This window comes from Myroides guanonis (assembly GCF_900114085.1).
GTDB lineage: Bacteria > Bacteroidota > Bacteroidia > Flavobacteriales > Flavobacteriaceae > Flavobacterium > Flavobacterium guanonis.
In genome coordinates, this window is sequence record NZ_FORU01000003.1 from 29,925 (window position 1) to 43,823 (window position 13,899).

The 13,899-nt window shown below is 32.2% G+C and carries 9 protein-coding genes; 2 read left to right on the forward strand and 7 right to left on the reverse strand.

Going from position 1 to position 13,899, the window contains the following annotated elements:
• Positions 1–136 precede the first annotated feature (136 nt).
• Positions 137–1,786, forward strand: a complete 1,650-nt coding sequence (locus tag BM024_RS03635) for a helix-turn-helix domain-containing protein (protein WP_177190158.1) — start codon at positions 137–139, stop codon at positions 1,784–1,786.
• Here BM024_RS03635 and BM024_RS03640 read toward each other — a convergent pair.
• The 6 genes from BM024_RS03640 to BM024_RS03665 form a co-directional block, all read right to left on the reverse strand.
• Positions 1,783–2,361: a TlpA family protein disulfide reductase gene (locus BM024_RS03640; protein WP_090678108.1), complete on the reverse strand. Its 579-nt coding sequence runs from the start codon at positions 2,359–2,361 to the stop codon at positions 1,783–1,785. The genes BM024_RS03635 and BM024_RS03640 overlap by 4 nt on opposite strands.
• 50 nt (positions 2,362–2,411) lie before the next feature.
• Positions 2,412–3,005: an HD domain-containing protein gene (locus BM024_RS03645; RefSeq protein ID WP_090678109.1), complete on the reverse strand. Its 594-nt coding sequence runs from the start codon at positions 3,003–3,005 to the stop codon at positions 2,412–2,414.
• A gap of 212 nt (positions 3,006–3,217) precedes the next feature.
• On the reverse strand, positions 3,218–5,482 hold the full coding sequence (locus BM024_RS03650) for an aconitate hydratase (RefSeq protein ID WP_090678110.1): 2,265 nt from the start codon (positions 5,480–5,482) through the stop codon (positions 3,218–3,220).
• Between the two features lie 296 nt (positions 5,483–5,778).
• Positions 5,779–7,152, reverse strand: coding sequence for a peptidylprolyl isomerase (locus BM024_RS03655; RefSeq protein WP_090678289.1), 1,374 nt, complete (start codon positions 7,150–7,152; stop codon positions 5,779–5,781).
• On the reverse strand, positions 7,136–8,002 hold the full coding sequence (locus BM024_RS03660; RefSeq protein ID WP_090678111.1) for a hypothetical protein: 867 nt from the start codon (positions 8,000–8,002) through the stop codon (positions 7,136–7,138). The genes BM024_RS03655 and BM024_RS03660 overlap by 17 nt, the downstream gene beginning before the upstream one ends.
• A gap of 11 nt (positions 8,003–8,013) precedes the next feature.
• Positions 8,014–9,966, reverse strand: a complete 1,953-nt coding sequence (locus tag BM024_RS03665; RefSeq protein WP_090678112.1) for a peptidylprolyl isomerase — start codon at positions 9,964–9,966, stop codon at positions 8,014–8,016.
• Between the two features lie 824 nt (positions 9,967–10,790).
• Here BM024_RS03665 and BM024_RS03670 point away from each other — a divergent pair.
• Positions 10,791–12,383, forward strand: coding sequence for a peptide chain release factor 3 (locus BM024_RS03670; protein ID WP_090678113.1), 1,593 nt, complete (start codon positions 10,791–10,793; stop codon positions 12,381–12,383).
• 22 nt (positions 12,384–12,405) lie between these two features.
• Here the strand turns inward: BM024_RS03670 and mdtD are convergent, their stop codons facing one another.
• Positions 12,406–13,866, reverse strand: coding sequence for a multidrug transporter subunit MdtD (mdtD, locus tag BM024_RS03675; protein WP_090678114.1), 1,461 nt, complete (start codon positions 13,864–13,866; stop codon positions 12,406–12,408).
• Between the last annotated feature and the right edge of the window lie 33 nt (positions 13,867–13,899).

The following is a 13,899-nucleotide window of genomic DNA, read 5'->3' on the forward strand; positions in this document are numbered from 1 at the left end:
CTTGAAATTTAATCACTGAAATATGCCTCTACAGAAATATTCGATGTTTTTCCTATATATTATTATAATCGGATCCCTTCTTGTTGCAAATGGTCAAAATGCTCATAACTATTCCACGAATTATAAAAATTGGTCTTTGGAACAATTTCGTAATCAATTAGATTCCGATTCTATAAATGTTGAAACAAATAATATATACATTGAAAATTACCTTCAAAAAGCTAAAAAAGCTAAATCAGAAATAGATATTTTCAAAGCATATCAGAAGAAGATCTTATTCTCTGAAAATTATAATCTCAGAATTGTATATGCTGATAGTCTACTAAACTATGCCTTAAAATCAAATAATAAATTACATATAGGTAATGCTTATGATTACAAGAAGTTTGTAGAGTTTAAAGAAAAAAACTATGAAAAAGCACTTGAATATGGACTATTAGCAGAAAAATTCTTAACAGAAGAAAAAGACTATTTCACTTTGAACTTAGTTAAAGGTGCTATAGGTGCCATTTACTATCATTTAGAAGACTATGAAAAATCTGAAAGGCTGTTCAAAGAAGCCGTTGACTACTATAGAAAAGACACTACCTATGACGGTATTAGAAATTTCACATACAGTTCGTATAGTTTAAGCAAAGCTTCATTTAAATTAGAGAAAAACGATACTTTACCTATACTTATAAAACATGGATACACCATCTTACAAAAGTTAAATGAGGAAGACCGTGCTTTTACTAAATCTTATTTTGATCTAGTAAATGGCATGTATAATTATAGAAGGATGAATTTCTTTAAATCAGAATCACTGTTAAAGAACACTTTAAATCAATTTAGAAAAAATGGCGACTTTGCTAATGAACATTTGGTGTATTTATATTTAGGGAAAAATGCTCTCAAACAAAACAAAAAAGAATTAGCTATAGATTATTTTAAAAAAATTGATAAGCTATATCTCGAAAAGAAATTTATTAACGTAGAATTAAGTGAGGCCTATGAGTACTTAATTGATTACTATAGAGATATTCATGACATTCAAAATCAATTATATTATACAAACATATTATTACAGATATCAAGTAATTTACACAAGAATAACACAAAGTTAGCAAGCTATCTACACACTCATTTAGATGCTAGAAAGCTAAAAGAAGCTAAAACTCAGTTAGAAATGGAACTAGTTCAAAATAAAAATTGGACTGGAAACGCATATTTAGGAATAATAGCTTTGATACTCTTAGTATTAGCAATTGTAATATATTATCAAAAAAAACAAAAAAAGCTAAAATCTAAATTCGATATACTAGTTTATAAACAATCAATAGATGAAATAGACAAAGCTCAATTTACTCTACACGAATCACTAACGCAAAAATTTATATCAAATACATCTATTAATACACTAAACTTACTAGAAACGTCTCAAATCATACTTTTTAAACTCGAAGAATTTGAAAAAAGTAAAGGGTTTCTCGAAAAAATAACCTTAGATGATTTAGCTATTAAACTATCAACCAATCGATCTACTCTTTCTAAAGTAATAAATGAGTTTAAAGGAATGAGTTTTACGTCATATATTAAGAAGTTACGAATAGATTATGCTGTAAAAGAACTTACCAATAATCCAAAATGGCATCAATTCACTATAGAAGCTCTATCAGAAGAATTTGGATTTAGAACATCTAAAAGTTTTTCCATGGCTTTTAAAGAAATCACTCAGATTCCTTTACACGATTTTCTTAAATTTAGAAGACAACAAAGTGAGATTAACAAGAATCGTTATTCCTAAGGGTTAACCTCTATCAAACTATCTAAAATTGTTCTAAAAGAACTACTATTCCAATCTGCAGCTCTAAATTTTTTCACAACAATAGTACCTTTTTTATCAATCACAAATGAAGCAGGTATTGAGTTTGATTGCATTGCTTCTGGTGGTGCACTGACTGGATAATAAATTGGTAAAGTATAGCCATGTTTTAGCTTAAAAGCTTTCACCTTATCTTCCGATTCTGAAGTCACAAATAAAAAAACAACCTTATCCTTATAATCATCATACAATTTCTGAAAACTAGGTTTTTCAGCTATACAAGGTGGACACCAAGTTGCCCAAAAATTCACAAGAATTACTTTTCCTTCCAAATCTTCAAACAAAACTTCTTCACCATTCTCATTTTTTAAAAACCAATGTGCTCCGCTTATAGATTCTTGATTTGAAACAGCCTCTACACTAGGACTAAAAGCAAATAATCGATTAACCCAAATCTTTAATTCTGTTCCCAATGGAGTAAAAAACATCACACCTAAAATCGCAACAAAAATAATGTTAGACACCCACCCTTTCTTCTTACTTTTCTCTTCTTTCATGTTTCTTAATTATTGAACTAAAAATATATCTTTTTTAACAATCATAATTCTTAATCTTTAGATAGAATTCCCTTCTCTACACTATCATTGATTATACCTTTAGCCAAATCCCATATAATTGTAGATCCATCTTCAATCACTTGTTTTTTCTCATATACTTTATTGTAACTAACATCAAACTCTTTCCAAGTACCTCCATTATTTGATGCATTCTGCAACAATGGTTCCAATCTATCCATGGCTCTAGCAAATTTAGCCTCTTGGGTCTTTCCTGCTTCAAACTCCTCCCAAATACCAATCAATTCTTCCGACTGTTTCTTTGGCAATAATCCAAATATTCTATTAGCCGCTGCTCTTTCTTCATCCGTATTTGAATGATCTTTGTTTTCATCATAGATAAAAGTATCCCCTGCATCGATTTCAACGATATCGTGAATAAGAACCATTTTAACCACTTTTAGAACATCAATTGGTTCATTTGAATGTTCCGCTAATACAATAGTCATCATAGCTAGATGCCAACTATGTTCCGCGTCATTTTCGTTCCTATCACTACCAAACAGCTTTGTTCTTCTCTGAATATATTTGATTTTATCAATTTCTTTAATAAAATCTAATTGTTGTAATAATTCTACAGAATGCATTTCTAATAAATTAAAATGATTGTTTAAAGTTAATTCTATTTTAGGATAGACTCTCTAATTTCATATATAAATAAGAGTAATCTAGATTTTTATCGAATCGCGCATATTTGCAAAAAAAAACAGCAATAAACCTTAGTTTACTGCTGTTTTCAGTTTTTATAAAATAATCAGCCTATTAATTATAATTATAGGGGACTCTACTAGCAAAAAAATTAAGCTCTTCCTGCAGCTATTAAGTTAAGAGCAGAACCTGCCTTAAACCATTCTACCTGACTAGCATTGTAAGTATGGTTAGCCATAATAATATCTTTAGAGCCATCCGCATGAACAAACTCTAAAGTCAATGGTTTACCTGGAGCAAAATCAACTAAGTCTAAGAAGTTGATTGTATCATCTTCTTGAATTTTGTCATAATCTGCTTCATTAGCAAAAACCAATGCTAACATACCTTGTTTTTTCAAGTTTGTTTCATGAATACGAGCAAATGATTTTACCAATACCGCTGTAACACCTAAATGACGAGGTTCCATTGCAGCATGCTCACGTGATGAACCTTCACCATAGTTTTGGTCTCCAACTACAATTGTCGGTATACCAGCCGCTTTGTATGCTCTTTGAACAGCAGGAACTTCTCCATACTCTCCTGTCAATTGATTTTTAACTTTATTTGCAAGATGATTGAAAGCATTCTCTGCACCAATCAACATATTATTAGAGATATTATCTAAGTGCCCACGGAAACGCAACCAAGGACCAGCCATAGAAATATGGTCAGTTGTACATTTACCAAAAGCTTTAATAAGTAATTTAGCTCCTGTAATATTTTTTCCGTCCCAAGGTTTGAAAGGGTCTAGCAATTGTAAACGTTGAGATGTTTCAGAAACAGCAATACTAACACTAGAACCATCTTCCGCTGGAGCTTGATAACCTGGATCTTCCACATCAAATCCTTTTGTAGGTAATTCATCTCCCGTTGGAGCTACTAAACGTACTTCTTCTCCATTATCATTCAATAACGTATCTGTGATTGGGTTAAAACTCAAGTCCCCTGAAATTGCTAGCGCAGCAACCATTTCCGGTGAAGTTACGAAAGCATGTGTATTTGGATTTCCATCTGCACGTTTCGAGAAGTTACGGTTGAACGAATGTACAATCGTGTTTTTCTCTTGCTTATCAGCTCCTTCTCTATCCCACTGTCCAATACAAGGTCCACAAGCATTTGTAAATACTTTTGTACCCATCTTTTCAAATGTATCGATAATTCCATCACGTTCGATAGTATATCTAATAAGCTCCGAACCTGGATTAATACCAAACTCAGCTTTAGGAGTAATTCCATGCTTAACCGCTTGTTCAACGATAGAAGCAGCTCTTGACATATCTTCATATGAAGAGTTTGTACATGAACCAATTAATCCCCATTCAACTTTTAATGGCCATCCGTTTTTCGCAGCCTCTTCTTTCATTTTAGAAACTGGAGTTCCTCTATCTGGAGTAAATGGTCCGTTGATATAAGGCTCTAATTCTGAAAGGTTAATTTCGATTAACTCATCGAAATACTGCGCAGGGTTTGCATATACCTCAGCATCACCTGTTAAGTGTTCAGCAACTTTATCTGCTGCATCTACAACGTCTTGACGACCTGTAGCTGCTAAATATCTTCTCATAGAATCATCGTAACCGAAAGTTGAAGTCGTAGCACCGATTTCAGCTCCCATATTACAGATAGTTCCTTTACCAGTACATGACATAGATGTAGCACCTTCTCCAAAGTATTCAACAATAGCACCAGTTCCACCTTTTACAGTTAAAATGTCTGCTACTCTTAAAATAACATCTTTTGGAGCTGTCCATCCATTCAGTTTACCAGTTAACTTAACACCGATTAATTTAGGAAATTTCAATTCCCAAGCCATACCAGACATAACGTCTACAGCATCAGCTCCACCAACACCAATTGCTAACATTCCCAATCCACCAGCATTTACTGTGTGAGAGTCAGTTCCAATCATCATTCCCCCAGGGAACGCGTAGTTCTCTAGAACGATTTGGTGAATAATACCAGCTCCTGGTTTCCAAAAACCAATTCCATATTTATTAGAAACAGATGAAAGAAAGTTAAAAACTTCTGATGATTGTGTTTCTGCTACTTTCAAGTCAGTTGCTGCACCTACTTTCGCTTGAATAAGGTGATCACAGTGTACTGTCGTAGGAACTGCAACTTTCTCTTTACCTGCATGCATAAATTGCAACAAAGCCATTTGAGCAGTTGCGTCTTGACAAGCTACGCGGTCTGGAGCAAAATCAACATAGTCATTTCCTCTTTCAAAAGCCTGTGTTGGTGTACCATCCCATAAGTGAGTATACAAAATTTTCTCAGAAAGTGTCAAAGGACGACCAACTAACTCACGTGCTTTAGCAACGCGGTCTGGCATCTTTTCGTACACTTTTTTAATCATTTCAATATCAAAAGCCATATCTATAAATAGAGTTTAATTAGAATTATATTTTTTAACGTTACAAATTTAATCAAACAAAACCATATTTAAAAATTTTTAAATAATCGGACATTTCGAAGTATTATTATTTATAAACATTCTAGTTTAATGAATTATAATTAAAGATTTTAATACTTTGAGGCATTTAATTTGAAATTATTTATTTTTTAATCATTAAAATATCATATTCAAAATGAATGACATGGTTTCATAAAAAAAAGACATTTTGAACAATTGTCAAAATGTCTTTTTAAGCCTAAAATAATAGGTAATTCTTATTTTTTCAACCAATTATTTTGAAATTCGCAGTCTCTATATTCACCTTGAATATCAATATAAGTGTCATTTATCTTATCATTTAACCATTTTGAGACAGCCTCTCCTTGTTTTTTATTCAAAGCTAGCTCTTTCACTTTGGTGTAATCTTCTACATAATCGATTAAATGTTCTTTCAATCTCTTATTCACTTTCACAATACGATATGATTTATCCCCAGTTTGCCCTACTTTTATTGCAGGTTGTGATATCTCCCCTTCTTTTAAATTAGAAACCAAAGAATACAAAGATCTATCTTCCATCTTATTTAATTCAAAGCGAGGATCTTGAGTCATTGGATGTCTTAAAATCCCACCGTTATTCCTAGTATCCTTCTCATCAGAAGAAGCTAATGCTGCTTCTTCAAAAGTTATTTCACCATCTACAATTTTCTTGCGTATACCTTCAATTTTAACCTTTGCCTCTTCAACAGCTTCTTCTGTTGGCTTAGGACTTAATAAGATATGACGTAAATCTAATTGTTGTCCTCTGATTTTTTCCAAATAAATAATATGAAAACCATACTCCGATTCAAATGGAGCAGATATCTCACCCTCAGCCATACTGAATGCAACATCCTTAAACTCTTTTACAAATGCCGTTTTCTTAGTTATTGAATAAAAACCTCCATTGGGAACAGACGCTTTATCTTCTGAAAACAAAACAGCTTTACTAAAGAAACTACCTCCTCCATTTAAAACTTCAGAACGCATTTCATTTAAACGATCGATTACTTTTTGCTTTTGTTCTTTAGATACCACAGGTTTCACAACTATCTCTGCCAATTCCACTTCGTCTCCAACCATAGGTAATTGGTCTTTTGGAATTTCATTAAAGAATTGACGAACTTCTTCTGGTGTAATCTGTACGTTTTTCACGATATGAGATTGCATGTTTTGAGTAAGCTTATTTTGCTTTACAATATCATAGAAATACTCACGGAACTCTTCAACTGACTTCTTATTGTAAAAAGCCAGAATTTCTTTCATCGACCCAACGCGCTCCACCATCGTTTCGATTTGTTGATCCATAAAACCATTTATCTCAACATCAGTAACTTCTAAACTATCTTGTATAGCATGGTGTGCAAACATTCTATCTTCCAAAAGTTTTCCAAACATTTGACATCTAGTTATTCCCGCGGTAGAAATTCCTTGCGCCTGAAGCTCTACCAATGTTTTATCTATATCGGAATCTAAAATCACGTATTCTCCAACAACCCCTACAACTCCATCGACTTTCTTTTTAGCATCATCTTGAGCCATTACTCCAACTCCTGTCAAAGTCAATAAAAGCCCAAATACTAAAGCTTTCCTTTTATTTATAAACTTCATATTTCTTGTTTTTTGTTGCATCATCTAAAATATCTTTTTGTAATTTTTTCATTAATTCCATTTTTCTATTGTTTAACAACATCATTTCCAATGTTGGCTTGATGTAATCATACGGAGCAATAGACTTTTTTTGTAAAACCTTAAACACTTTTACCATATAGGTACTCACCGAATCCTGAACCTCATAAAACATATTTCCTGACAAATAGGTCGAAACATTTTCAGGTGTAACAAACGGCAAGCGGTCGTAAATTTGATTCACATTTACCCATACTGTGTCATTTAACGCATAGGACTTCATCTGCAAAGATAAATCTTCTAACTTACTAAAATCTTCTTTTTTAGAAGACATAAAGTATTTTTTAATCTTACTTAAATTTGTATTCCCATTCATGACATTTACATAACGTAATTGTACCAATACATCATCTGTTAGTAATCGTTCTTTATTTTGCTCATAATAAGCTCTTAAATCAGAATCTTGAACTACTGTATCAACCTTTTGGCGTACCAATAAATCTAAATAAGCCGTTGTAAGCAAGTCGTTTTTAAAATTATTAACTAATTCCTGAATCTCTTCTTTCTTTTCATCACTTAAATTAAAATCAGCTGCGTCTAACAATAGCTGCTTTGTTGCCCAACTATCCATATAGTTTTTAACCATTGATATACTATCTTCCTGAGATGTACCTAATGGAACTAAACTTTCTAATTCAGATTTAGGTAAATAATTATCATTTACACGAGCAACTGAATCTTCGATTTTTCCATTATTTTTAAAACACGAGCTTGTTAACCCTAAAATCAAAAACAATAAAAACACAGCTTTTTTAGGTAGTACTTTTCTCATAAACCTATTTTTTACATTTGCTTTAATACTTCCATATTACGCTTTATAATTTTATTTCTTCTCAACGATTCCATCCATTTTCGCTCATACTCTTCTTGATAATCCGAAATTACTTTATCTCTTTTCTCATCTAAAGATGCTGTTCTAGCCACAAAAACTTCTTTTACCTGAATCACTGTAAATTCGCTTTCATGTTGGAAATCATATACTCCTTCCTTAATCGGCTCCTTTATATCCTTTAATAGCTCTTGAGTATCTAATATCATTTCATCAACCAACCAAGATTGAGTATGTTTCGAATTAAAAGATTCTAACACCTCAACTTTAGTTTTCCCTTGCAATAGCAATTTCTTTATTTTCTTAGCTTCTTTTTTATTTGTCAATTTAAATCGCAATACACTAGCCTTCTCTTTAATATAATAATCAGCTTTATGATTATTATAATACTCAGTATATCCTACTGTATCTGACTTCACCTTTTGCCAAACCTCTTTTTGCATTAAATCAAATAGCAACAAACCATCTTGATACTCTGTTATCAAAGCCTTAAATTCCAAATTTAAATCCTCTAAATTTGTTGTGTAATAATTCTTTAACTCTGTTTCTACGAAATTTTTGTAAAGAACCTCTATAGCAATAGGCACCTCCTTAAAATTTCGAACAGTCAACTGATTACCTACAACATATCCAAAAAAATCAGATAGCTTCAACTCCATTGAATTATTGATTTTCACCAAAAAAGAATCTTTATAAGAACCTATTTCAGTTACTTTCCATGAATTGGACAAAACCTTTTCAGAAAAATAACTAGGAAGTTTTTTTACTAATAATCTACTTTCCTCTATCGGGAATTGTATCTTCAATTCTTCTATTAGATGATCATTGATAACCCTAGATCGTTCATCTCTTCTAACCTTAACCTTTAAACTACCTTTTATAGCCTCAAAACTTGGTAAAGGGAATTTCTCTTTTAATCGGACAATATGCCAAGCATAATCCGTCTCTATGGGTTCTGAAATCTCATTTGGGTTATTTAAAGCATAAGCAATATCTTCTAAGACAGGATTTCGAAGTGCACCAGAAGTAAACCGTTGAATCTCTCCACCTCTATCTTTTGTTATTTTGTCATCCGAATATTGTTTAACAAGTACTTCAAAATCAGCCCCAGATTTCAATTGCTTATAGAGCTCTTTAATGCGTTTTTCAACCTCCTTATCTTTATCAATATTACCCTCCTCAGATTTCAGAAGCATTAAATGAGCAATAGAAATCTCTCCTCTTGTATCTCGAACATCCTCTACCTTAATAAGATGATATCCAAACTGACTTCGCACTGGTAATGACACATCACCAACATTAGTGTTATAAGCACCCGTTTCAAATGGATAAACCATCTTAAACACGCTAAAAAAACCAACATTTCCTCCATTTTCTTGGGCAGAGGGATCATCAGAATACTTTTTGGCCATTTCAGAGAAACTGGCTCCTGATTGTATTTCGTTTCTGACACTCATTGCCTTGTCATACATCTTCAAACTATCTTGAGGACGAGCATTAGGATCTAATAAAAAAAGAATATGAGAAGCATTAATTTCTTTCAAAGAGCGTTCATAAGCTTCTTGTATCAATGCGTCAGTGATTTTTTCAGAACTTAAATACCTTGCAACCAATTGATTTCTATTCTGACTTAATTCTTCTTTGTAGAGTTTCAAAGTATCCAATCCTAGTTCTTTAGCTTTAAGGACTTTTAATTTATAATCAATATATAGGTTCAAATATTCCTTAACATCCCTTTCTGATTCAGGAATTAAATCAATATTTTTGTTATATACATAGTTGAAATCCTCTATGTAATACGGTTGCTCATCAATTGTAAATAAAACCTCTTTTGCGTTCTTTTGAGCCACTGAATAACTAACTGTCATTCCAATACACAAAATAGTAAGTAGTCGTTTTAAATTCATAATTGAAGTATTCACAGTTGCTGTTAGATTTGTATAAAAGTTTCAAATCTAATCATTTTGGAAGAATTGAATCAAACAAAAATAACAATAAGCCCCATATAGTTTTAATTGAGGTCTTTTATTAACAAAATATTATCTAGCCTTTTAGTACAACAATCGTTTCATAATAACTTTACATTCTTTTCTACTGGTGTAATACTACATCATTACATCCTTGAAACTTCTATGTTTTTCTTCTAAAACTCTCCTTTCGCTTACTACTACTTAAATTCTTTGTGTAACAACTCCACAACCTATAATACCCATTTACTTAAAATTTCATATATACTACAATTCCACTTAGAAACTCCACTTCCTAACCTAAATGGGAGATTAAAGCAAACCTTTTGGTTCAATCTAAAACACTTTTATCAATAAAATTTCATTACGTTTTATCTAAATGTTCTTAATATTAAAAAGACAGTAATGACTTTCTGTCTGTTTTCATCTATAAACTAACTATAATCCATCTATAGTCAGTCTATAAAAACCCCCTAATCTATAGATGGAGTATAGATGCACTACATATAAAAAGAGCAACTAGTTACAATAATATATTGCGTTTTATAATTGTATTTTTTTACTACTTCAACCTTAAATTTCTATTATGTAAGATATCCTAAAATCTAAGTAGAATCATAATCCAATGTACGCAGTTCTTATAAAGCGATGGGGCACAAATAAGTCTATCACTTCATTCAGTCCAGAGTTTTATAGCTTCCAAAACTTTAAAAACTTGATTTCAATAAATAATAATTACTTTTGCATCTTAAATTTTTGTCACAATGAGTTTTTTAAAAGAAATCGAGCGTAGAAGAACCTTTGGTGTAATTGCTCACCCCGATGCAGGAAAGACCACCTTAACTGAAAAATTATTATTATTTGGTGGAGCTATTCAAGAAGCAGGTGCAGTAAAGAACAATAAAATCAAAAAAGGGGCTACTTCCGACTTTATGGAAATTGAGCGTCAGAGAGGAATATCTGTTGCAACTTCTGTATTGGCTTTCAATTACAAAAATAAAAAGATAAACATCTTAGATACACCAGGTCATAAGGATTTTGCTGAAGATACTTTTAGAACACTTACCGCTGTTGACAGTGTAATTGTGGTAATCGACGTTGCAAAAGGAGTCGAGGAACAAACCGAAAAATTGGTTGAAGTATGTAGAATGAGAAGTATTCCAATGATCATTTTCATCAATAAACTTGACCGTGAGGGACGTGATGCTTTTGAGTTAATGGATGAAGTAGAGCAAAAATTGCAATTAAAAGTAACTCCAATGAGTTTCCCTATTGGAATGGGATATGACTTTAAAGGTATTTACAATATTTGGGAAAAGAACATCAACTTATTTAGTGATGACAGCAAAAAAAATATTGAAGACACAATAAGTATTAAAGACATTCAAACAGATGAGCTTGATAAGGTAGTAGGAGCTAAAGCAGCAAATACACTTAGAGAAGAATTAGAATTAGTTGAAGCAATTTATCCTGAATTTGATAGAGAAGCTTATTTAAAAAGTGAATTACAACCTGTATTCTTCGGTTCAGCCTTAAACAATTTTGGAGTTCGGGAAATGTTAGATGCTTTTATTGAAATAGCACCATCTCCACGTCCAAAAGAATCAGACACCAGATTAGTTGCACCATCAGAAAACGAATTTAGTGGATTTGTATTCAAAATACACGCAAACATGGACCCAAAACACCGTGACCGTTTAGCGTTTATCAAAATCGTTTCTGGAGTTTTTGAGAGAAACAAACCTTATTTACATGTTAGACAAGGGAAGAAATTAAAATTCTCTAGTCCAAATGCTTTCTTTGCAGAAAAAAAAGAAATTATTGACATTTCTTATCCAGGAGATATCGTTGGTTTACATGACACAGGAAACTTTAAAATTGGAGATACACTTACGGAAGGAGAAATAATGATTTTCAAAGGTATTCCTAACTTCTCTCCTGAACACTTTAGATATATCAATAATGCTGATCCAATGAAGTCTAAACAATTGGAAAAGGGAGTTGACCAATTAATGGACGAAGGAGTTGCTCAGTTGTTTACATTGGAAATGAATGGACGAAAAGTTATTGGTACTGTTGGAGCCTTGCAATATGAAGTAATTCAATACCGTTTAGAACATGAATACGGTGCTAAATGTACGTATGAAAACTTCCCTGCTTATAAAGCATGTTGGGTTAAACCAGAAGATCCTAAAAACGAAGAGTTCAAAGAATTTAAGAGAATCAAACAAAAATTCTTAGCAAAAGACAAATCAGGCCAATTGGTTTTTCTTGCAGATTCGGACTTTTCAATCCAAATGACCCAATCGAAATTCCCTACTGTAAAACTAAGATTTACATCGGAAGAAATTATATAACACATTTAAAAGGCTGTTTCTCTCAAGAATCAGCCTTTTTTAGTCCTTTATTCTTTATCCCTTTATCTTTCCATTCCTTTTTTCGAGATAAGTTTTCACCGTCAGTAGATTTTAAACGCATAAAAACAAGTGATGAAAGAATAGTAATTATACCCAAAACTAAAAATGAGTTATTAAAAATATGACTCTCCTCTCCTACTTCAATATTTTCATTGTTTTGAAAAAACAATAGAACAAAAGAAGCAACTGAAATTCCAAAGCTAATAGCCAATTGCTGTGTAACAGCTAACAAACTATTTCCTTCACTCGAGTTAGTCTTATCCAAATCAGCTAAAGCAATCGTGTTCATAGAAGTGAACTGCACTGAGTTTATAAGGCCGTGAACTAATAAAACGAGAACAATAACATAGAGTGGTGTAGTAATTCTTAAAAAATAAAAACTAGCAATCAGAGTCCCTAATAGCAATGTATTACAGATAAGTGTTTTTTTATAGCCGAATCTAGTAACAACAGGAACTACAAATGATTTTCCGATCAAATTAGACAAAGCAAAAGGAATCATAATCATACCAGCTATAAATGCTGGATACCCAAACCCAACTTGTAGCATTAGAGGGATTAATAAAGATAATCCTCCAATTCCTAAACGTGTTGCAATATTCCCAAATACACTTATTCTCAACGTTCTTATCTTGAATAAATTTAAATCAATTAAAGGATTATCAATTCTTTTAGCTCTCCATCCATAAGCCAATAACAAACTTATAGCCAACAGTAACAATAAAAGAGCTGTAACAACTGAAATGATATTAGACGAGGTTAATTCCAACAATAAGGTAAGTAAACTTAAACCTCCTCCAAATAAGAGAAGTCCAATATAATCGAACTTCTTAACCTTATTTACAAAATTTGGAATACAATAACCAGCTAACCACACCACGGCTAGTCCAATAGGAATGTTGATTAAAAAAATCCAATGCCATGAAACATATTGCACCAAAAAACCCCCAACAGTGGGACCTATAACAGGACCAACCATTGCTGGAATAGTTATAAAATTAATAACCTTTAATAATTTGCTTTTGGGATAGGCATAAAGAATTACCAATCTGGCAACCGGTACCATCATAGAACCACCAATAGCTTGAAGAATTCTTGAAGCGATCAACTGATCTAGAGTTGTAGATATAGCACAACACAACGACCCTAATGTAAAAATGAGAATAGCTACCCTAAAAACCTTTTGAGTTCCAAACTTATCAGCAAGCCAACCACTCATAGGTATAAGTAGCGCAACCGTAAGCGTGTAAGATATAATAATAGATTGTAGGTGTAAGGGAGACTCATTTAAATCTAATGCTATAGAAGGTAAAGCAGTATTTAAAATTGTAGAATCTAGCGTCTGCATAAAAAGTGCAAAAGCAGCAACCCAAGGCAATAATTTATGCCACTTTTTTCTAGAATCAGCTTGATTTTTAACCATACTACAAAGTAATGAAAAGATTTTAATTTAACT

Excerpts from the sequence above, each read along its gene's own strand:
- BM024_RS03640 (WP_090678108.1), bottom strand. The coding sequence starts at position 2,361 with ATGAAAGAAGAGAAAAGTAAGAAGAAAGGGTGGGTGTCTAACATTATT.
- BM024_RS03645 (WP_090678109.1), bottom strand. The coding sequence starts at position 3,005 with ATGCATTCTGTAGAATTATTACAACAATTAGATTTTATTAAAGAAATT.
- BM024_RS03650 (WP_090678110.1), bottom strand. The coding sequence starts at position 5,482 with ATGGCTTTTGATATTGAAATGATTAAAAAAGTGTACGAAAAGATGCCA.
- BM024_RS03655 (WP_090678289.1), bottom strand. The coding sequence starts at position 7,152 with ATGAAGTTTATAAATAAAAGGAAAGCTTTAGTATTTGGGCTTTTATTG.
- BM024_RS03660 (WP_090678111.1), bottom strand. The coding sequence starts at position 8,002 with ATGAGAAAAGTACTACCTAAAAAAGCTGTGTTTTTATTGTTTTTGATT.
- BM024_RS03665 (WP_090678112.1), bottom strand. The coding sequence starts at position 9,966 with ATGAATTTAAAACGACTACTTACTATTTTGTGTATTGGAATGACAGTT.
- BM024_RS03670 (WP_090678113.1), top strand. The coding sequence starts at position 10,791 with ATGAGTTTTTTAAAAGAAATCGAGCGTAGAAGAACCTTTGGTGTAATT.
- mdtD (WP_090678114.1), bottom strand. The coding sequence starts at position 13,866 with ATGGTTAAAAATCAAGCTGATTCTAGAAAAAAGTGGCATAAATTATTG.